This window comes from Streptomyces sp. NPDC006529, assembly GCF_040611795.1.
Classification (GTDB): domain Bacteria; phylum Actinomycetota; class Actinomycetes; order Streptomycetales; family Streptomycetaceae; genus Streptomyces.
This window is the reverse complement of sequence record NZ_JBEXPB010000031.1, coordinates 59,693-79,660: the sequence shown is the minus strand read 5'-3', so window position 1 is coordinate 79,660 and position 19,968 is coordinate 59,693. Positions and strand designations below refer to the sequence as shown.

Annotated in this window: 17 protein-coding genes; 11 read left to right on the top strand and 6 right to left on the bottom strand. The window is 73.4% G+C overall.

The features are described 5' to 3' along the window. The first annotated feature begins 228 nt into the window (after window positions 1-228). The 4 genes from gatC to gatB are packed head-to-tail and all read left to right on the top strand — an operon-like array spanning window position 229 to window position 3,791. The gene (gene gatC, locus ABZY31_RS21455; protein ID WP_073772988.1) at window positions 229-525 is read left to right on the top strand and encodes an Asp-tRNA(Asn)/Glu-tRNA(Gln) amidotransferase subunit GatC; all 297 of its coding nucleotides are present in this window, start codon (window positions 229-231) and stop codon (window positions 523-525) included. Window positions 526-530: 5 nt separating this feature from the next. Next, window positions 531-2,030, top strand: coding sequence for an Asp-tRNA(Asn)/Glu-tRNA(Gln) amidotransferase subunit GatA (gene gatA, locus ABZY31_RS21450; RefSeq protein ID WP_356412667.1), 1,500 nt, complete (start codon window positions 531-533; stop codon window positions 2,028-2,030). Beyond that, the gene (locus ABZY31_RS21445; protein WP_356412665.1) at window positions 2,027-2,266 is read left to right on the top strand and encodes a hypothetical protein; all 240 of its coding nucleotides are present in this window, start codon (window positions 2,027-2,029) and stop codon (window positions 2,264-2,266) included. The genes gatA and ABZY31_RS21445 overlap by 4 nt, the downstream gene beginning before the upstream one ends. Before the next feature lie 16 nt (window positions 2,267-2,282). Further along, window positions 2,283-3,791 carry an Asp-tRNA(Asn)/Glu-tRNA(Gln) amidotransferase subunit GatB gene (gatB, locus tag ABZY31_RS21440; RefSeq protein ID WP_356412663.1) on the top strand — a complete coding sequence of 503 codons (1,509 nt, stop codon included), beginning with the start codon at window positions 2,283-2,285 and terminating at the stop codon, window positions 3,789-3,791. 85 nt (window positions 3,792-3,876) lie between these two features. On the opposite strand, the gene ABZY31_RS21435 is transcribed toward gatB, so the two are convergent. The 3 genes from ABZY31_RS21435 to ABZY31_RS21425 are packed head-to-tail and all read right to left on the bottom strand — an operon-like array spanning window position 3,877 to window position 8,642. After that, window positions 3,877-5,841, bottom strand: a complete 1,965-nt coding sequence (locus ABZY31_RS21435; RefSeq protein WP_356412662.1) for a protein kinase — start codon at window positions 5,839-5,841, stop codon at window positions 3,877-3,879. A gap of 54 nt (window positions 5,842-5,895) precedes the next feature. Then, on the bottom strand, window positions 5,896-6,534 hold the full coding sequence (locus tag ABZY31_RS21430) for a GNAT family N-acetyltransferase (protein WP_356412660.1): 639 nt from the start codon (window positions 6,532-6,534) through the stop codon (window positions 5,896-5,898). Beyond that, a complete protein-coding gene (locus tag ABZY31_RS21425; RefSeq protein ID WP_356412658.1) occupies window positions 6,531-8,642 on the bottom strand; it encodes a penicillin acylase family protein in 2,112 nt (703 codons plus the stop codon). Before ABZY31_RS21425 ends, ABZY31_RS21430 begins: the two co-directional genes overlap by 4 nt. Before the next feature lie 85 nt (window positions 8,643-8,727). On the opposite strand from ABZY31_RS21425, the gene ABZY31_RS21420 reads away from it, so the two are divergent. Continuing rightward, a complete protein-coding gene (locus ABZY31_RS21420) occupies window positions 8,728-9,459 on the top strand; it encodes a siderophore-interacting protein (RefSeq protein WP_356412656.1) in 732 nt (243 codons plus the stop codon). 72 nt (window positions 9,460-9,531) lie between these two features. Here the strand turns inward: ABZY31_RS21420 and ABZY31_RS21415 are convergent, their stop codons facing one another. Further along, entirely contained in the window at window positions 9,532-10,032 is a 501-nt protein-coding gene (locus tag ABZY31_RS21415; protein ID WP_356412654.1) for a DinB family protein, read from the bottom strand. A gap of 42 nt (window positions 10,033-10,074) precedes the next feature. Next, entirely contained in the window at window positions 10,075-10,863 is a 789-nt protein-coding gene (locus ABZY31_RS21410; protein ID WP_356412653.1) for a GNAT family N-acetyltransferase, read from the bottom strand. A gap of 54 nt (window positions 10,864-10,917) precedes the next feature. Between ABZY31_RS21410 and ABZY31_RS21405 the strand changes: the two genes are divergently transcribed. The 6 genes from ABZY31_RS21405 to ABZY31_RS21380 all read left to right on the top strand — a co-directional run bounded on the left by ABZY31_RS21405 (window position 10,918) and on the right by ABZY31_RS21380 (window position 18,630). Beyond that, entirely contained in the window at window positions 10,918-11,376 is a 459-nt protein-coding gene (locus ABZY31_RS21405; RefSeq protein WP_356412651.1) for a signal peptidase I, read from the top strand. 208 nt (window positions 11,377-11,584) lie between these two features. Then, the gene (locus tag ABZY31_RS21400) at window positions 11,585-13,804 is read left to right on the top strand and encodes an MMPL family transporter (protein ID WP_356412649.1); all 2,220 of its coding nucleotides are present in this window, start codon (window positions 11,585-11,587) and stop codon (window positions 13,802-13,804) included. Window positions 13,805-13,845: 41 nt separating this feature from the next. Then, window positions 13,846-14,400 (top strand): GNAT family protein, encoded by a 555-nt coding sequence (locus tag ABZY31_RS21395; RefSeq protein WP_356412647.1) that lies wholly within the window; start codon window positions 13,846-13,848, stop codon window positions 14,398-14,400. Between the two features lie 139 nt (window positions 14,401-14,539). Then, entirely contained in the window at window positions 14,540-15,136 is a 597-nt protein-coding gene (locus ABZY31_RS21390) for a hypothetical protein (RefSeq protein WP_356412645.1), read from the top strand. A gap of 204 nt (window positions 15,137-15,340) precedes the next feature. Then, window positions 15,341-15,514: a hypothetical protein gene (locus ABZY31_RS21385; protein ID WP_356412644.1), complete on the top strand. Its 174-nt coding sequence runs from the start codon at window positions 15,341-15,343 to the stop codon at window positions 15,512-15,514. Between the two features lie 80 nt (window positions 15,515-15,594). Continuing rightward, window positions 15,595-18,630: an AAA family ATPase gene (locus tag ABZY31_RS21380; protein WP_356412671.1), complete on the top strand. Its 3,036-nt coding sequence runs from the start codon at window positions 15,595-15,597 to the stop codon at window positions 18,628-18,630. A 62-nt stretch (window positions 18,631-18,692) separates the two neighbouring features. On the opposite strand, the gene ABZY31_RS21375 is transcribed toward ABZY31_RS21380, so the two are convergent. Beyond that, window positions 18,693-19,820 (bottom strand): PQQ-dependent sugar dehydrogenase, encoded by a 1,128-nt coding sequence (locus tag ABZY31_RS21375; RefSeq protein WP_356412670.1) that lies wholly within the window; start codon window positions 19,818-19,820, stop codon window positions 18,693-18,695. Window positions 19,821-19,968: the final 148 nt, after the last annotated feature.

Sequence of the window (19,968 nt, the reverse complement as noted above, 5' to 3'; positions counted from 1 at the left end):
GCGCGGGGTTGTGGTGGGTCTTTGGGCCCGCGCCGGGCTTTGCGGGCCCGGGGCCGGGCGGGGCCCGGGTGCCTCCGGCGGCGCCTCAAACGCCGGCGGGGCTGGATGTGCCCCCCCGGGGGCCGGGTGTGCCCCCCCGGGGACGGAACCGTTTCGTGGGTCGGGGGCCGCGCCCCATAGGATTGGGGGCGATACCCGAACCGATACACCACCCCAGAGGATCGCTGCATGCCTGGCATCACGCGCGAGGAGGTCGCCCACCTCGCTCGGCTGGCACGTCTGGAGCTGAAAAGCGAAGAGCTCGACCACTTCGCCGGACAGCTCGACGACATCATCGGCGCGGTCGCCCGCGTTTCCGAGGTCGCCGACCAAGACGTCCCGCCGACCTCCCACCCGCTCCCGCTGACGAACGTCATGCGCGCGGACGAGGTCCGTCCGTCGCTCACCCCCGCGCAGGCGCTCTCCGGCGCCCCCGCTCAGGAGCAGCAGCGTTTCAAGGTGCCGCAGATCCTGGGGGAGGACTAATCATCATGTCGGACATCAACATCATCAGGCTCACCGCCGCCGAGACCGCCGAGAAGATCGCCTCCGGCGAGCTCACGGCCGTCCAGGTCACCGAGGCGCACCTCGCCCGGATCGACGCCGTCGACGAGAAGGTCCACGCCTTCCTGCACGTCGACCGCGAGGGCGCCCTCGCCCAGGCCGCGGCCGTCGACGCCAAGCGCGAGCGCGGCGAGACGCTGGGCCCGCTGGCCGGCGTACCGCTCGCCCTCAAGGACATCTTCACGACCGTCGGGGTCCCGACCACCGTCGGTTCGAAGATCCTCGAAGGCTGGATCCCGCCCTACGACGCCACCCTGACGCGCAAGCTGAAGGAAGCCGACGTCGTCATCCTCGGCAAGACCAACATGGACGAGTTCGCCATGGGGTCCTCCACCGAGAACAGCGCCTACGGCCCGACCGGCAACCCGTGGGACCTCACCCGCATCCCCGGCGGCTCCGGCGGCGGCTCCGCCGCCGCGCTGGCCGCCTTCGAGGCCCCGCTCGCCATCGGCACGGACACCGGCGGCTCCATCCGCCAGCCCGCCGCCGTCACCGGCACCGTCGGCGTCAAGCCCACCTACGGCGCGGTCTCCCGCTACGGCATGGTGGCCTTCTCCTCGTCCCTGGACCAGGGCGGGCCCTGCGCCCGCACCGTCCTGGACGCGGCCCTCCTGCACGAGGTCATCGCCGGGCACGACCCGCTGGACTCCACCTCCATCGACGCCCCGGTCCCGCCGGTCGTCGAGGCGGCCCGCAACGGCTCCGTAGCCGGCATGCGCGTCGGCGTGGTCAAGCAGTTCGCCGGCGAGGGCTACCAGGCCGGTGTCGTCCAGCGCTTCAACGAGTCCGTCGAGCTCCTCAAGGAGCTGGGCGCGCAGGTCGTGGAGCTGGACTGCCCGTCCTTCGACCTCGCGATGGCCGCGTACTACCTGATCGCGCCGTCCGAGGCCTCCTCGAACCTGGCCCGCTTCGACGCCATGCGCTACGGCCTGCGCGTCGGCGACGACGGCACCCGCTCCGCCGAGGACGTCACGGCCCTGACCCGCGAAGCCGGCTTCGGCGACGAGGTCAAGCGCCGCATCATCCTCGGTACGTACGCGCTCAGCTCCGGCTACTACGACGCGTACTACGGCTCGGCCCAGAAGGTCCGCACGCTCATCACCCAGGACTTCGAGAAGTCCTTCGAGCAGGTGGACGTGATCGTCTCCCCGACCACGCCCACCACCGCCTTCGCGATCGGCGAGCGCACCGACGACCCGCTCGCGATGTACCTCGCGGACCTGTGCACCATCCCGACCAACCTGGCCGGCAACTCCGCCATGTCGCTGCCCTGCGGCCTGGCACCGGAGGACGGTCTCCCGGTCGGTCTGCAGATCATCGCCCCCGCCATGAAGGACGACCGCCTCTACACGGTCGGTGCGGCCGTCGAGGCCGCCTTCGTCGCGCGCTGGGGTCACCCGCTGCTTGAGGAGGCTCCGTCCCTGTGAGTGCACTGACGAAGGCCAAGGGCTTCAAGAAGTCCAAGTCCGGTACCTACCTGTCGATCGGTACGACCGCGTTCGGCGCGCTGAGCGTGGTCAAGCAGGCCCGCAAGGCCCGTGCCGAGAACGACACGCTGAAGCTCGTCGACGCCGTCGTGTCCGCCGCCGCCATCATCACCGGTCTCGCGATCCTGTACCGCGAGCTGAAGCGCCTGGGCGACGACGACGTCCTGCTCGGCTGAGAGGGAAAGTTTCACCGTGACCGTCACCGAACTCCTGTCGTACGAGGACGCCCTCGCGTCGTACGACCCCGTCATGGGCCTCGAGGTCCACGTCGAACTGGGCACCCGCACCAAGATGTTCTGCGGCTGCTCCACCGAGCTGGGCGCCGAGCCCAACGCGCAGACCTGCCCCACCTGCCTCGGCCTGCCCGGCGCGCTCCCGGTCGTCAACGCGATCGGCATCGAGTCGGCCGTAAAGATCGGTCTCGCGCTGAACTGCGAGATCGCCGAGTGGTGCCGCTTCGCCCGGAAGAACTACTTCTATCCGGACATGCCGAAGAACTTCCAGACCTCCCAGTACGACGAGCCGATCGCCTTCAACGGCTTCCTCGACGTCCAGCTGGAGGACGGCGAGATCTTCCGCGTGGAGATCGAGCGCGCCCACATGGAGGAGGACACCGGCAAGTCGCTGCACGTCGGCGGCGCCACCGGCCGCATCCACGGTGCGTCCCACTCCCTGCTGGACTACAACCGCGCCGGCATCCCGCTCATCGAGATCGTCACCAAGCCGATCGAGGGAGCGGGCGCCCGCGCCCCCGAGGTCGCCAAGGCGTACGTCGCCGAGCTGCGCGAGGTCATCAAGGCGCTCGGCGTCTCCGAGGCCCGCATGGACAAGGGCCAGATGCGCTGCGACGTGAACCTGTCGCTGCGCCCCACCCCCGAGTCCGAGTTCGGCACGCGCAGCGAGACGAAGAACGTCAACTCGCTGCGCAGCGTCGAGCGCGCGGCCCGCTTCGAGATCCAGCGCCACGCGGCGGTGCTCTCGTCGGGCGGCTCGATCCTCCAGGAGACCCGTCACTTCCACGAGGAGGACGGCTCCACCACCTCCGGCCGCATCAAGGACAACGCCGAGGACTACCGGTACTTCCCGGAGCCCGACCTCGTACCCGTAGCCCCGGCCCGCGCCTGGGTCGAGGAACTGCGCGCCGGCCTGCCCGAGATGCCCCGCGCGCGCCGCAACCGGCTGCGCGAGGAGTGGGGGGTCACCGAGCACGACATGCAGTCGATCCTCAACGCCGGCGCGGTGGACGCCATCGTCGCCACCACGGAGGCGGGGGCCGACGCGGCCGCCGCGCGCAAGTGGTGGATGGGCGAGCTGGCCCGCAACGCCAACGAGCAGGGCGTCGTCGTCGACGAACTGCCGATCACCCCGGCGCAGGTCGCCCGGGTCGCGGCGCTCGTCGCGGGCGGCGAGCTGAACGACAAGCTCGCCCGCCAGGTCATCGAGGGCGTCCTCGCGGGCGAGGGCACCCCGGACGAGGTCGTCGAGAAGCGCGGCCTCAAGGTCGTCTCGGACGACGGCGCGCTCGGCGCGGCCGTCGACGAGGCCATCGCGGGCAACGCGGCCATCGCGGACAAGATCCGCGGCGGCAAGGTCGCCGCCGTCGGCGCGCTGGTCGGCGCGGTCATGAAGACCACGCGCGGCCAGGCGGACGCGGCACGCGTCAAGGAACTGATCCTGGAACGCCTGGGCGTCTCGGAGTAGTCACCGCGGGCGCTCGCGCCCCGCGCGGCGCGCGACGGCCCCGCACCGGATCTCCGGTGCGGGGCCGTCGGCGTGTTCCGTCGCGTTACCGCTTGAGCAGCGGGCTGGCGATGACGACGACGTCCTCGCCGCACATGCGGTCCACCTTGAGCCGCAGCCGCAGGGCGCCGGTCACGTCGATGGTGCGGGCGACGGGCTTGCCCAGTTCCACCAGTTCGGAGAAGGCCGCGGGCTGCCCGTCGAGCGAGATGGTGACCCGCCCCTTCTCGACGGTGGACCCGTCGTCGATGCCGGCCGTGAACTCCAGCTGCTTCCACTCCCGGTTGAGGTCGAACTCGGTGGTCACGTCGTTGCTGCACCCCGTGTCGGCGACGAACGCGGCCCCGTACTGCTTGGTGTTGATCTTCGCCGCCGAGACGGTGAAGCCACCGAGCCCGTCGACCGGGGTCATGACGGTCAGATCGGCCGCGTTCACCCCCGGAGCGACCCCCGAGGGCGGCAGCGAGGCGGAACCGGTGGGCTGCGCCGTGGCGTCCGGCGTCCGCGACGCGCTCGGCGTGGGCGAGGGCGTCGGCTGCGCGGCGGAGCCGTCGGCCGCGGCGGACGCGCCGGTCGTGGCCGCGCCCCCGTCCCGGCCGGCCGTCCCCTTGTCCTTGTCCTTGTCACCGAGCAGTTGTACGCCGACCACCGCGAGGACGGCGATGACGAGCACCCCGCCCACCGCCCCCAGGATCCGTCCGGTCCGCTTGCGCTTGCGGGGTGGCGGGGGTGCGGGCACCGGGGTCACCGGGCCCGGGGGCGCGACGGCGCCCAGGCCGTGCGTGGCCACGTCGGGCGGGGCCTGCGCCGGGGTGTGGGCGGTCCCGGGGCCGGGGGCCTGCGGGGCGTACCCGGCCGCGGTGTCGGGGCCCTGCGTAGGGGTGTACCCGGCGGCGGTGTCCGGAGCCTGCGTCGGGGTGTACCCGGGCAGCGGATCCGGGGCCCGCATCGGCGTGTACGCGGGCGGGGGCGGGGCGGCTGCGACCGGAGGCTGCTCGACGGGACCGGGGCCGACCGAAGCCGCCACCGGCGGCGGGGTCGCGGGCCGCGGCGGGATGAACGGAGCCCGCGGCACCGGCACCGCGTCCTGGACCGAGACCGGCCGCGAGACCGAGGTGGTCGTGGAGACCACCGCGTGCCGCAGGTCCTTCATCCACCCGGCCAGGCTGACCGGCCGCTCACCCGGGTCGGCGGAGTGCAGCGCGACGATCCGGGCCCGCGCCTCCTCGTCCAGCACCGCGATCTGCGGCAGCGCCGCCATGGCCCGGGCCAGCTGCTCCGGGGTCGTGGGCGGGGACTGCCCGCTGAGCAGGAAGTAGGCGATCGCCCCGAAGGCGTACCGGTCGGTGCCCGGCGTCCGCTTGCCGTCGAAGACCTCGGGGGCGGCGTACCCGGGGGTGAACCAGACCTCGGCCGTCTGGTGGTCGGCGGTCAGCTTGCTGAGCCCGAAGTCCACCAGGGTGGCCTGCCCGTGCTCGTCGACCATCACGTTGCCGGGCGAGAGGTCGCCGTGGATGACGGTCCGCCCGGACGGAGTGGCCCGCCCCGAGTGCAGCCAGTCCAGGACGTCCGCGAGCTGTTCCAGGGTCCGCATCACCTCGCGCCGTTCGGCGTGGGTGGTGACGGCCCGCTCGGCCCGCCAGTCCCGCAGGTCCAGGCCGTCGACGTGGTTCATGACGAGGACCAGGGCGCGCCCGGTGAGCGTCCCCGACTCCCCGGGCCGGTGGATCGGCGGGCCCTGGAAGTGCTCGCGGACCCCGACCACCCCCGGCCGGTGCACGAAGCGCAGCAGCTCCGCCTGTTCGTTCCACTTCTGGCTGATCCGCTCGAAGAGGTCCGGCGTCAGGGTCGTCTTCGAGTCGAGCACCTTGACGACCACGGGTTCGGCCCCGCCCGCCAGCTCTATCTCCGCGAGGTACAGGACGGCCTCACCGCCGCGCCCGATGGACCGGAGCAGCCGGTACCGGTCGGGCGTGGAGTCGGGGCCGATGTGCAAGTTCCGGCTGGTCAATTTCCCCCCAGCTGTGTGAGTGGGGGTCAGCTTCCCGCGCCGGGACGCGAGCGGTCAATTCGTCGCGCGTGCCCGTGCGTTGGTGGACCCCGGCCGGGGCCGCGGCGCGGCGAGGAACGCGAGCCGGGCCGGCTTCGCGGGGAGGTACACCTCGGGCAGGTCGATCTCGGGGAGTTCCACCTCGGGACCCAGCACGAAACCGGTCCGCTCCAGGCGCGCGATGGCCTTCTCGTTGCGGGCGTCCGGCTCCGCGACGACACGGACCGTGCGGCCGTCGGCGAAGACGTACGCCATGAAGGCGGTCATCAGGGCCGCGCTGAAGCCGCGTTCGGCCGGTCCGTCGGTGGGGCCGATCAGCAGGTGCACGCCGGTGTCCCCGGCCTGCACCTCGTAGCACTCGCTGACCCGGTCGGCGGCGCAGTCGTAGGTCTGGAAGAGCGCCACCGGCGCTCCCTCGCGGTGCACGAGGAACGCGTGGTGCGTGTCGCGGCGGTCGACGTCCTCGTAGATCTCCTGGACCAGCTCGCGGCTCGCGCCGTTCATGCCCCAGAAGCGCGCCCGCTCCTCGCTGACCCAGGCGTGGATCAGCGCGGCGTCGGCCGCCGGGTCGACGGGCGTGATGGTGACCGTGCCGAATCCCTCGACGTGGTGGGTGTGGACAGGCTGCCGGGAGGAGGCGGCGGGGGAGGTCATATCGATTCCTTGGTGAGCAGGGTCCAGTCGGTGACGACGGGGACGAGGTCCCCCCGGACCCAGAGCGGGAGCTGGTCGAGGTGGTGCGCGGAGCCGGTGACCCCGTCCGCGCCGAGCGGGACGGCCCACAGGCTGTCCTCGCGCCGGGCCAGGTCCCAGACGTAACGGGCGGCCGACGCGCGGGAGCTGAGGTCGGTGACCCCGGGGACGGTGGAGGTGGCGTTCACGCAGTCGTGGTCGCCGCCCAGGCCGGGCCAGCTGGCTCCGGGATCGTGCAGCGCCTGCCAGGGCGCGAGCCGGTGCACCTCGGACCAGGCCGTCTCGGGAGCCGCCGCCGCGGCCGTCTCCTCCAGGGCGGCGCGCAGGTGCGCGGCGCGGTCGAGCCCGGGCAGCAGCGCCGTGGTCAGCAGGCCTTCGAGGGCGTACCCGACGCGCGGCAGCAAGTGGAGCCAGGGGTGGAAGACGGCCGGGCCGGTGGGCGGCCCGGTCAGCCCCGCGAGCGCCGGGTCGGCGGCGATCCGCCGGACGAGGGCGGTGCGCAGCGCCGCGAACAGGGTCGCGTCGGCGCTGTCGGCCGCCATGTGCCGGTCCCAGCGCAGCAGCCGCTCGCGCAGCCGCCCGGCCCCGGGGGAGAGGTCCGCCGGCGCGGGCAGCCGCTCCAGCACGGCCGCCGCGGATCCGAGGAAGGTGTCACGGTGTACGGCGGCCATCCCGGGGGCGGACCAGTCGGCCGAGCCGCCGAGCAGTTCCCGGATCCGGTGGGCCCGGTGCGGCGGCGCGAACTCCACGCCCAGCGGGGAGGCGATCCCCCGGGCGTTGGCCATGACCGCGACCCCCCGCACCGGTTCGGCGGGCGGCTCGGCCCAGCCCCGCCAGGCGTACGCCGGATCCCAGGCCGGTACCGGGCGCAGCCGGTTGTCCGGGTGGCGCAGCGGTACGGCGCCCGCGACCCGGTGCAGCAGGCCGCCCTCCGTGTCGGCGGCCTGGAGGACGTTGACGGGCTCGGCCCAGCCGTCGACCGCGCGGTCGACGTCGGCGACCGTACGGGCGCGCAGGAGGGCCGGGAGCGCGGCGAAGCCGAGGTCGGCGCGGACCCGGGCCGGGTAACGGAGGCTGAGGGTCTGATCGGGGGTGTCGACGACGACCGGGCCGCGCGCGGTCTCCAGGACTTCCACCTCGACCTCGGTGGGAGCGGCGCCGTCCGCGCCCGCGACCGTGAGGACCTCGGTGTGCCGGGCCACGGGCTCCGGGACGCCGTCCGGGCCGAGCGCCTCGACGCGCTCGCCGCCCGGACCACCGGTGCGGGTGAGCCGTTCGACGTACAGGTCCTGGTAGTCGGCCATGGCGTTGGTGATCGCCCAGGCGACGGAGCCGGTGTGGCCGAAGTGCGCCAGGCCGGGCACGCCGGGGACGGCGAGGCCGACCACGTCGAACTCGGGGCAGGCGAGCCGGATCTGCTGGTAGACGCCCGGGTCCTCGATGAAGCGGTGCGGATCGCCCGCGATGATCGCGGACCCCGTGGAGGTGTGCTCGCCCGGTACGAGCCAGCCATTGCTGCCCGCGGTGCCGGGGCCGTCGGTGGCGAACAGGGTGAGGGCGTCGTCGCCGAGGACGCGGGCGACCCGCTCGCGCCAGAGCTTGGTGGGGAACCCGGTGAACAGGACGTGGGTGGAGAGCCAGATTCCGAGCGGGACCCAGGGCTCCCAGGGGGCGGGGACCAGCGCGGTGCGCGCGAACCGCTCGTCGCGGGCCGCGCCCGCCGCCATGCCGTCGTTGACGCCGTCGACGTAGGCCCGTACCCATGCGGCGGTCGCGGCGTCGAGGGCCTCGAAGCAGCGGCGGGCGGTGTCGTCGAGCCGGGACTGGCGGGCGAACCGGTCCCAGGCGACCTCGGCGGCGCCGAGGAAGGCCGCGGAGGAGCCCTGCGAACGGCGCCGCTCCACCTCCAGCTGCCAGGCGCGGTCGCCGGCGGTGGTCCGGCCCTGGGCGTAGGACAGGCGCAGGGCGTCGGCCGCCCGGAGGTGGGGGACGCCCCAGGCGTCCCGGTAGCAGGCGTACGGCTCCGGGCCGACCGCTTCCCCAGGAGCCGAATCGGTCACGCTGCTCACACTGCTCCCCAGATGCATTAGGTTAGGCTCGCCTTACTATAAGGCCGAAAAGATGTGCCAGGGGAAGTCGGGGGGAAGGACGGTCATGGGCGTTGCCAAGGGCTGGGAGGGCGTGGTCCTCAAGCTGCTGCGCGGCAAGGACTTCACGTTCACGGTGACGGGGGCGGAGCAGGTCACGGAGCACTACCGCCGGGTCCACCTGTCGGACGGCGGCCTGCTCGCGGCGGTGGGGGAGTCGCTGCATCCGACGATGTGGGTGCGCGTGTGGTTCGAGAGCGAGGGCAAGCCCCACCAGCGCGCCTACACGCTGGTGGACCCCGACCCGGACGCCGGCACCTTCACGCTCGAATTCGCGCTGCACGACGGGGTCGCCAGCCGCTGGGCGCGCGATGCGCAGCCCGGCGACACCATCGACGCCACGGTGCAGGGCACCGGCTTCACCGCGCCCGACCCGGCGCCGCGGCGGCTGCTGGTGATCGGGGACGCGGCATCGCTGCCCGCCGTCAATTCGCTGCTGGAGGCCTTCCCGCGAACTCCGGCCACCCTCTGGTTCGAGACGCAGCACGAATCGGACGCCGGTCTTCCGCTCTGCGTGGACCCGGCGCACCACGACGTCCGGCGCGTCGCGCGCGGCGGGACCGCCCTCGTGGACGCGGTGAAGGCCGGGCTGCCCGACCTGGTCGACGACCCAGCCACGGCCTACGTGTGGCTGGCGTGCGACACGACGACCACGCGGACGCTGACGGCGTACCTGCGCAAGGAACTGGCCCTCCCCAAGCAGCGGGTGAACGCGCTGGGGTACTGGCGACCGGGTTAGCGACCTGCCGGGGGCCGGGGCGGGAGCCGGGGCCCTGGTCAGGGGCGGGAGCCGGGGTCAGGCCCGGGGCGCTCAGGCGCCGGTGGTGCCGTCGATGGCCTCGCGGAGGAAGTCGGCGTGGCCGTTGTGGCGGGCGTACTCGTGGATCATGTGCAGCATCAGCAGGCGCAGCGAGGCGTCCCCCTCCCACCGCTCCACGTAGGCCGTCACGTCGAGGGACTCGGCCTCGGCCTCGAAACGGCGGGCGAAGGCGACCTCCGCCTCCCACGCGGCGAAGGCCTCGGCGCGCGTGGAGGCGGAGGCGTCGTAGGCGGCCTGGAAGTCGTGCTCGTCGGACCAGACGTGGGGCACGTCCTCGCCCGCGAGCACGCGCCGGAACCAGTGGCGCTCCACCTCGGCCATGTGCCGCACCAGGCCGAGCAGGGTGAGGGTCGAGGGCGGTGACGCCCGCAGGCGCAGCTCCTCGTCGGTGAGGCCCTCGCACTTCATGGCGAGGGTGGCGCGGTGGAAGTCGAGGAACGCGCGCAGGGTTTCGCGCTCGTCGCCGGTCATGGGGGGTGCTGTGCGATCCATGGGAGCGATCTTGCCGCGCGGGCGGCCGGCGCGGAAGGGCCGCTACTTGCCGACCCACACGTACGGCACCGTGACCCCCAGCACTCCGAACCCGAGGCGCTCCAGGATCGGGCGGCTCTCGCTCGACGCGTCCACCTGGAGGTAGGGGATCCCCAACTCGGCCGCCGCGAGGGCGCGGTGGGCCACCAGGGCGCGGTAGATGCCCTTGCCCCGCCACTGGGGGACGGTGCCGCCGCCCCACAGGCCCGCGAACGACGCGCCCGGGGTGATCTCCATCCGCGCCGAGCTGACCGGCTGGCCGTCCGCCATCGCGACCACGGCCAGGATCGTCTCCGGCGCCCGGGTCACCTGCGTGACCAGCGCGTGCCGGATCCGCGGCCGGTCCTCGCCGAAGGCCTGGGCGTGGACGTCCATCATCAGGTCGACGCCCTCGACGTCCGTCACGTTCACCAGCGTCACCCCTTCGGGTGTCGGCACCTCCCGCGCGATGTCCGCCACCCGCGCCACCATCAGCGTCTCCGGCGGGTCCGGCACGAAGCCCGCGGCGAGCAGCCGCGCGCCCAGGTCCGCGGGGGCGTCGTAGTCGTACATCTTCCACTCGAACTCCGGCACCCCGAGGCCCTCGAAGTAGGCGACCTGCGCCGCGATCCGCGCGTCCGCCGTGTCCTCGTCGAGGTCCGACCAGAGCACGCCGTTCCAGCCCGGTCCGCGCGAGACGCGCCGTACGACGTCCCCGTCGCGCTCCACCAGGGAATGGTCCCCGTCCGGCTGCGCCCCCCGGCGGGCCTCGGCGTCGAAAAGGGCCCTTATTGCATCAAGATCCGTCGTCATCCGCGCAGCTCAGCAGTCCATCACCCCTCACCGCAACTGGATTAGTCTCCCTCCATGCCCGACGCGACCGACCACACCCGCCGTCCCGGGGCCGCGAGCGCCCCCGCCAGCGGACGCGCCCCCGCCCCCGCGGGCTCCGACGGGACCGTGCACACCGGCAAGGCGGGACCCGATGCCGCCGCCGACCGGGGCTGGCTCCTCGGGCACTTCAAGGACCCCGACGACCCCCGGCACAGCGCGGACGTCGAGATCAAGTGGGGCGTGCACCCGAAGGGGGAGGAGCGCGCGCAGTGGGTGACCGGTGAGGAGCGCACGGCGCTGCAAGTGCTCATCAGCGGGAGGTTCCGGCTGGAGTTTCCGGGGCGGACGGTGGTCCTCGCCGAGCAGGGCGACTACGTCCTGTGGGGGCGCGGAGTGGACCACTCCTGGTACGCCGAGGAGGACACCGTCGTCCTCACCGTGCGCTGGCCCTCCCTGCCGGGCTACCGGGCGGACGAGGGCCCCGGCCGGTAGGCCGCCGGCCGTCGCGCCCGGGCCGTCGGACCCGGGCGGGATGTCCTGGACACCCTCACCCACCCGCCCATCCTGTGACGATGCACACGAACGGGACCAACGATCACGAATCGCTGGGATCGTTGCGGTGTGGGCCGTCTCGGACCTACGCGTTCCTTCCGACGGGCTGTTCCCGGCACAGGATCCGAACCACCAGGGAGCACGTTCGTTGGCAGCCATCGCTCGGTGGTGCATGCGGCACCGCCTCGTCACCGTCCTGCTCTGGCTCCTGGCCCTCGGCGCGAGCGCCGCGGCCGCCGCGAGTGCCAAAAGCGCGTTCTCCCACGACTACGAGGTCCCCGGCACCGAATCCGGCCGGGCGCACGACCTGCTGCGCGAGGGCTTCCACGGCCAGGGCGGCGACACCGACACCGTCGTGTGGCGCACCCCCGTACACGAGAACGCCCGTACGCCCGAGGTCGAACGGCGCATGAGCCGGGCCCTCGGCGCGATCGCCGCACTGCCCGGCGTCGGCTCCGTCGTCAGCCCCTACGGACCCGAGGGCGCGGCGCAGATCAGCTCCGACGGGCGCACCGCCTACGCGGTGGTCACCTTCGACCGGCCGGCCGACGCCGTCCCCCCGGCGCAGGCCCGGGCCGTCCTGGACGCCGCGAAGAACCCCGCGACCGAACGCGACGGCCTCCACGTCGCCCTGGGCGGCCGCGCCATCGGCCTGACCGAGGCGCCCACGGCCCACCTCGCCGAAGTGCTGGGCGTCGCCGTCGCCGGGGTCGTCCTCTTCCTCGCCTTCGGCTCGCTCGCCGCCAGCCTGCTGCCCCTGGCGACCGCGCTCGTGAGCGTCGGCACCGCGTACTTCGGCATCACCCTGCTCGGGCACGCCCTGCCGGTCGCCGACTTCGCCCCGATGCTCGGCACCCTCGTCGGGCTCGGCGTCGGCATCGACTACGCGCTCTTCATCGTCACCCGGCACCGCAAGGGCCTGCTGCGCGGCCTGAGCGTCGACGAAGCCGCCCGCGCGGCCGCCGCCACCACCGGCCGCGCCGTCGTCTTCGCCGGCGCCACCGTCTGCATCGCCCTGCTCGGCATGCTGGTCCTGCGGCTCGACTTCCTGGTCGGCGTCGCCCTGGCCGCCTCGCTGACCGTCGTCCTCACCGTCGCCGCGTCCGTCACCCTGCTGCCCGCGCTCCTTTCGTACATCGGCATGCGCGCCCTGTCCCGCCGCGAGCGCCGCAGGCTCGCCTCCGACAGGCCGCGGCCGCGACCGCCCGCCGGGTTCGCCGCCCGCTGGTCCGCCTTCGTGGAACGGCGCCCCACACTGCTCGGCGCCCTCGCCGCGCTGCTCATGGCGGCCTTGGCCGTCCCCGCCTTCTCCCTCCACCTCGGCACCTCCGACCAGGGCAACAACCCGGCCGCCTCCACCACCCGACAGGCCTACGACCTGCTCGCGGACGGCTTCGGTCCCGGCGTGAACGGGCCGCTCACGCTCGTCGCCCGGCTCTCCGGCCCGGGGGACCGCGCCGCCCTCGACACCCTCGGCGAGACCCTGCGCACCACCCCCGGCGTCGCCGCCGCCGGCCCGGCCGTCTTCAACCGGAGCGGGGACACCGCCGTCCTGACGGTCGTACCCGCCTCCGCTCCGCAGTCGCGGGCCACCAGCGAACTCGTCGACCGGCTGCGCCAGGACGTCATCCCGCGCGCCCGGCACGGACACGGCATGGACGTCCACGTCGGCGGCGTGACCGCGGGCTACGACGACTTCGCCGACGTCATCGTCGGGAAGCTGCCGCTCTTCGTCGGCGTGGTCATCGCACTCGGCTGCGTCCTGCTGCTGCTGGCCTTCCGGTCCATCGGCATCCCGCTCAAGGCGGCCGCCATGAACATCGCCGCCGTGGCCTCCTCCTTCGGTGTCGTCGTCGCGGTCTTCCAATGGGGCTGGGGCAGCGAACTGCTGGGCCTCGGCAGCGCCGGGCCGATCGAACCCTTCCTCCCGGTGATCATGGTCTCCGTCCTCTTCGGCCTCTCCATGGACTACCAGGTGTTCCTGGTCAGCCGGATGTACGAGGAGTGGCTGGCCACGGGCGACAACCGGCGGGCCGTCCGGGTCGGCCTGGCCGAGACCAGCCGGGTGATCAACTCGGCGGCGGTGATCATGATCTCCGTCTTCCTCGCCTTCGTCCTCAGCGGCGACCGGCTGATCGCCATGTTCGGTATCGCGCTCGCCGCCGCCGTCGCCCTCGACGCGTTCGTCCTGCGGACCCTGCTGGTGCCCGCCCTCATGCACCTGCTGGGCGGCGCGAACTGGTGGATCCCCGGCTGGCTCGACCGCCGCCTGCCCAAGATCAGCATCGAGCCGCCCGAGTGCCGCCTCCGTGCGACACTGCCCGCGCAACGCAGCGAAACCGACGAACCCGCCGCCGCGCCCCGCTGACCCGGCGGAACCGGCGCCGTAGGAACCCGAAGGAATCCCGCATGTTCTCCATAGACCTCGCCGACGATGCCCGGCTGTTCCCCCTGGAAGCCCGGCACGCCGAGGAATTCTTCGCGCACATCGAGCGCGGCCGCGCCTACATCGGGGAACACATCGGCTTCCCCGACGCCGCCACCGACGTCGAGTCCGCGCGCACCCTGCTGACCAACTACGCCCAGAAGGCCGCCGCCGACACCGGACGCCTCTTCGGCATCCGGGCCGACGGCACCCTCGTCGGCGGGGTCCTCTTCCGGACCTTCGACGCGGCCGCGGGGAACTGCGAGATCGGCTGCTGGCTGGAGCCCGCCGCCGCCGGACGCGGCCTGATCACCCGCGCCTGCCGGATCCTGATCGACCACGCCTTCCGGGAACGGGGCATGCACCGCGTCGAGTGGCACGCGTCCTCGCTCAACACCAGGAGCCTCGCCGTCGCCCAGCGCCTGGGCATGACCCGCGAAGGCGTCCTGCGCGAGAGCCACCGCCACCGGGGCGTCCATCAGAACACCGAGATCTGGGCGCTCCTCGCCCACGAATGGGCCGCCGCCCCGACGGCCTAGCCCGACCTGCCCGGCCACCCGCCCGGCCACCTGGGAACCCGCCCACGAGCACACCCGCGAACCGAGCCGCGAACCGGCCCGCACACGCGCACACGCGGCTCTCAGGAACCTCTCAGATAGGCCGCCTACCGTGCCCCGCATGGACACCACGAAGACCCCCGCCCAGAACGCGCCCGAGTCCGACTCCAAGGAGTCGGCCGAGGCCACCGTCACCGGAACCACCCCCGCCGATGTCGAGGTCACCGATATCGCGGACGTGGCCGGCGACCCGGACGGGGACCTCGACGGTGACGAGTCCGACGAACTCCTGAACCAGGACACCGAGGACCGCCCCACCGGCGTCTTCGCCGCCGCCGCGGCCATCGCGGGCGCCGGGCTCTCCCTCGTCGCCCTCAGCGGCACCTGGGTCTCGCGGGTGATCTCCGAGCGCCAGGGCCTCATAGGCCAGATCGAGTCGGTCAACGCCACCTCGATGGAACAGAAGATCAGCGCGCTGTACAGCGACGGCTGGCACCTGACCGCCCTCGTCAACGGTGTCTTTTCCACGATCGCCCTCCTCATCGGCATGTTCGTGCTGGTCGGCCCCTCCTTCGGGGCTCCCGGCCGGGTCAATCCGCAGTGGGTCAAGGCCGCCTCCTGGGTCGCCGTCGCACTCGGTGTGATCGGCGTGCTGATCTTCGGCCTCATGTACTTCGACGTCCTCTTCGAACTCCCCAAGGCCCCGGCCGCCGGCTAGGAACCACGGGCGAAAACGCGCACGTTCCCCTGCCTAGGCGGGGGAACGCCCCTCCTTAGGCCCTCCGGGACCACGGGACCCCCCGCCTAAGGCCCCCGGGCCCGGCGAGATGCGGCATGCGCCCGATGCACCCGGACCCCCTGGGACGCGAATCTTGGATCACACCGGACGAGGTGCCCGAGAAACGCAACCAGGGAGTACGAGATGTTCGTGTACGAGATCGCCACCGCCCACCGCGACGACCTCATCCGTGAGGCCGCCGAGTACCGCCAGACGCGACTGGCCCAGGAGCGGGGCGCGCGCCGCCGCTTCTCTCTCAAGAAGGCCTCGGAGAGGCCGGTGAGGGAGCACCGCAACCGGTTCACCCCGGCCGCGTAACCCGCGTCCCGCACCACGTGATCCGACACGTGATGAGGAGCGCACCGATAACCAGTGCCGGTCACCCGGACCGCTGTGCGATGCTCGGCGGCGTGGAGACCAGATCTGTCAGCCCGGTGTTCGTCGGCCGCGCCGACGAACTGGCCGTACTCACCGACGCGTTGACCCGGGCCGCGGCCGCGGAACCGCAAGCGCTCCTCATCGGGGGCGAGGCCGGGGTCGGCAAGACCCGCCTCACCGAGGAGTTCCTCTGCGAGGCCGAGCGGCGCGGCGCCGTCGTCGCCGTCGGCGGTTGTGTGGAGATAGGGGCGGAGGGCCTTCCTTTCGCCCCCTTTTCCGCTGCCCTGCGCAGCCTGCGCCGTCAGCTCCCCGAGGCGCTGACCGCCGCGGCCGCGGGCCAGGAGGACGAACTCGCCCGGATCCTCCCCGAACTCGGCGACACCCCCCGGGGACCGCACGACGAGGAGAGCACCGCCCGGCTCTTCGAACTGACCGTACGCCTGCTGGAGCGGCTCGCCGCCGACCGCAGCGTCGTCATCGTCCTGGAAGACCTGCACTGGTCGGACACCTCGACCCGGCACCTCCTCGCCTACCTCCTGCGCACCCTCTCCAGCGGCCGCCTCGTCATCGTCGCCACCTACCGCGCCGACGACATCCACCGCCGCCACCCGCTGCGCCCACTGCTGGCCGAACTCGACCGGCTGCGCACCGTCCAGCGGATCGAACTGCCCCGCTTCAACCGGGCCGAAGTACGCCGCCAGCTCGCCGGCATCCTGGCCGCGCCGCCCGAAGAAGCCCTGGTCGCCTCCGTCTTCGACCGCTCCGACGGCAACGCCTTCTTCGTCGAGGAACTCGTCGCCTGCCGCGAGAGCGGCTGCCGCACCGGCCTCACCGAATCCCTGCGCGACCTGCTGCTCGTCCGCGTCGAGGTGCTGCCCGACGCCGCCCAGCGCGTGGTCCGCATCGTCGCCGAGGGCGGCTCCACCGTCGAACACGACCTGCTGCTCGCCGTCGCCCAGCTGACCGAGGACGCCCTGATCGAGGCGCTGCGCGCCGCCGTGGGCGCCAACATCCTGCTGGCCAGTGCCGACAACGACGGCTACCGCTTCCGGCACTCGCTCGTCCGCGAAGCCGTCAGCGACGACCTGCTGCCCGGCGAACGCGCCCGCGTCAACCGCCGCTACGCCCAGGCCATGGAGGCCGACGAAAGCCTCGTCTGCGCCTCGGAGCGGACCATCCGGCTCGCGAGCTACTGGTACTACGCCAACGACGCGGCCAAGGCCCTGCCCGCCGTGCTCGCCGCCTCCGTCGCCGCCCGCCGCCGGCACGCCTACTCCGAGCAGCTCAGGCTGCTGGACCGGGCCATCGACCTGTGGGAGAGCGCCCCGGCGGAGGTCCGCGCGGAGCTCCGCCCCGCGGACTACACGGAGGTGTACCCGCCGTGCGGCTGCGACCCGCAGACCACCCCGCTGCGCCGCCTCGACCTGCTGGCCGAGGCCACCGTCGCGGCCCGCTTCGGCGGCGAACGCGAACGCGCCCTGAAGATAACCAAGATGGCCCTGCGGATGCTGGGGGACGAGGACGACCCGCTGCGCTCCGCATGGTTCTGGACCGAACGCTCCAAGCTGGTCGCCAGTCTGGGCCGCGGCGACGGATGGGCCGAACTGAGCACCGCACAGGCACTCGTCGAGGGGCTGCCCCCGTCCCACGTGCACGCCGACGTGCTCTCCCGCGCGGCGGGCTGGGGGATGCTGCACAACCCCGGCCTGGACAACATCGCGGCCGCCGAACGCGCCGTCGAATACGCGCACAGGGTCGGCGCCCAGGAAGTGGAACTGCACTCCCGGATCACCCTCGGCTCCCTGCTCGCGGACGCCGGCGACGTGGCGGGCGGCCTCGCCCTGATGTACGAGGTCAAGGAACGGGCCGCCGAACTCGGCCTGGTCATGCTCTCGGGTCGTGCCCATATCAACCTCACCTCTCAGCTCGAAAACAACGGCCGCTCACGGGAAGCGGTACAACTGGCGGAAGAAGGGGTCCAGCTCGTCGGAGCCTCCCGGCTCCTGGACTCCGAGGCGTGGGTCCGCGGCAACATGGCGGAGAGCCTCTACAGCCTCGGCCGGTGGGACGAGGCCACCGAAGCCGCCCAGCGCACCCTGCGCGTCAGCCAGAGCGCCGCCCCGCGCGGCATGGCCTGCGCACGCCTGTCCTACCTCGCCCTGGCCCGCGGTGACCTGGATGCGGCCGCCGAGTGGCTGGCCGCCGCCCACGAGCACTTCGGCACGCACGACACCCAGCCCCAGCACCGGATCCCCATGTACCGCCTGGCGGTCGGCGTGGCCGCCCTGGAGGGCCGGATCGCCGACGTCCGCACCGAGGTCGCGGAGGCGATCGGGCACGGCTTCCCGCTCGGCCACCACCGCTACGCGTGGCCCCTGCTGCTCGCGGCTGCCTCCGCCGAGGCCGACGCCCGGGGCCTGCCGGCGGCCGCCGCGGGTCACGCCGAGGCGGTGGAGACCCTGCGCAGCGCCACCCGCGCCCTGGCCGCCCCGGTGCCGCTGTGGGCCGCGCACGCCGCCTTCGTCAGCGCCGAACTGCTCCGCGCCGAGGACCGCGACACCCCCGCCCACTGGACCGCCGTCGAGGCCGCGGTCCGGCCGCTGGATCGCCCGTACCTCCTGGCCCGGGCCCGCCACCGGTTCGCCGAATCGCTGCTGGCCGCGGGCGGCGACCGGGAGCACGCCGCCGGCCTGGTCCGCGCGGCCCACGCCACCGCCGAGCAACTGGGCTCGCTCCGGCTCCGCGACGACCTGGCCCTGCTCGCCCGGCGCGGCCGCCTCCAGCTCACCGCCCCCGACGAGCGTGCCGCCCCGGCCCACCCCGCGTCCGCGCCCGACCCGGCCGAGAGCCTCGGCCTGACCAGCCGCGAGCGGGAGGTCCTGCGCCTGGTCGCGGTGGGCCACAGCAACCGTCAGATAGCCGGGGAACTCTTCATCTCCCCGAAGACGGCCAGCGTCCACGTCTCGAACATCCTGGCCAAGCTCGGCGTCGCCGGCCGCGGCGAAGCGGCCGCCCTCGCCCACCGCCTGCGCCTCTTCACCCCCGCCCCCTCCTAGGTCGCCCCTTGCTCATCCGGCCTGCGCCGGTCCGTTCCGCGCCCGGGCCGGCCGGTGGTCGGTCAGCGCACCGTGAGGCTCAGGATCCGGTCGTCTCCCGGCTCCGACGTCCCGCGCCCGTCCGTCTCGCTGGTCACCAGCAGCAGCTTGTCCCCGCCGAGCGCCACCACCGTCCGCAGCCGCCCGTACGTCCCCTGGAGGAAGGCCTCCGGCTCCGCCAGCGGCTTCGTGCCCTCCAGCGGGATCCGCCACAGCCGGGCACCCTTCAGCCCGGCCATCCAGATCGACCCCTGGGCGTAGGCGATCCCGCTCGGCGAGGCGTCGTCGGTCTTCCACTGGGCCACCGGATCGATGAACCCCGGCTTGCCCGCCTTCCCCTCGGCCTCCGGCCAGCCGTAGTTGCCGCCCGGCTCGATCAGATTCAGCTCGTCCCAGGTGTCCTGGCCGAACTCCGAGGCCCACAGCCGCTTGTCCTTGTCCCACGCGAGCCCCTGCACATTGCGGTGCCCCGAGGAGTAGACGACCGAGTCGGCCTCCGGATTGCCGTGCACCGGCTGCCCGTCCGGCGTCATCCGCAGGATCTTCCCGCCCAGCGACTTCTTGTCCTGTGCGAGCCCGGTCTCCCCGGTCTCGCCCGTCCCCGCGTAGAGCATCTTGTCCGGGCCGAAGGCGATCCGGCCGCCGTTGTGCACGAGCCCCTTCGGGATGCCCCGGAACACCGTGTCCGGAGCGCCCAGTTGCTGGCCGGGCTGTCTCTGCTCGTCGTACCTGAGCCGGGCGATCCTGTTGTCGGACTCCGTCGTGAAGTACACGTACACCAGCCGGTCCGAGGCGTACGACGGGGACACGGCCAGTCCGAGCAGCCCGCCCTCGCCGCCCGGAGCCACCCCGGAGACCTTCCCGATCTCCGTCACCTTCCCCGTCTTCGTCCCGACCCGGGAGATCGTGCCCTTGTCCCGCGAGGCCACCAGCAGGTCACCGTCCGGCAGCGCGGCCACGCCCCACGGCGACTCCAGGCCCTTGGCTACCTCGCCGGACACCGTCACCGAACCCTTCGCGGGCGGCCCCGAGGGCGTGGGGGAGGCCGTACCGCCCCCCGACGGACTCGCCGCACCCCGCGCCGGTGGTGACGAACCCGCCGGCGCCCCGGACCCGGGCCCCCCGGCCGGACCGCATCCCGCCGCCAGCAGCGCCCCGCACCCGGCCAGCGCCACCGCCGCCCACACGCCCCGCCCGGCCGCGCTCCCGGAGGCCGCGCCCCCGGTGGCCCCGCTTCCCGCGGCCAAGAGCCCGGCGGACCCGCTCCCGCCCTCCGCGCCCCGCACCGCCTCGCTCCGA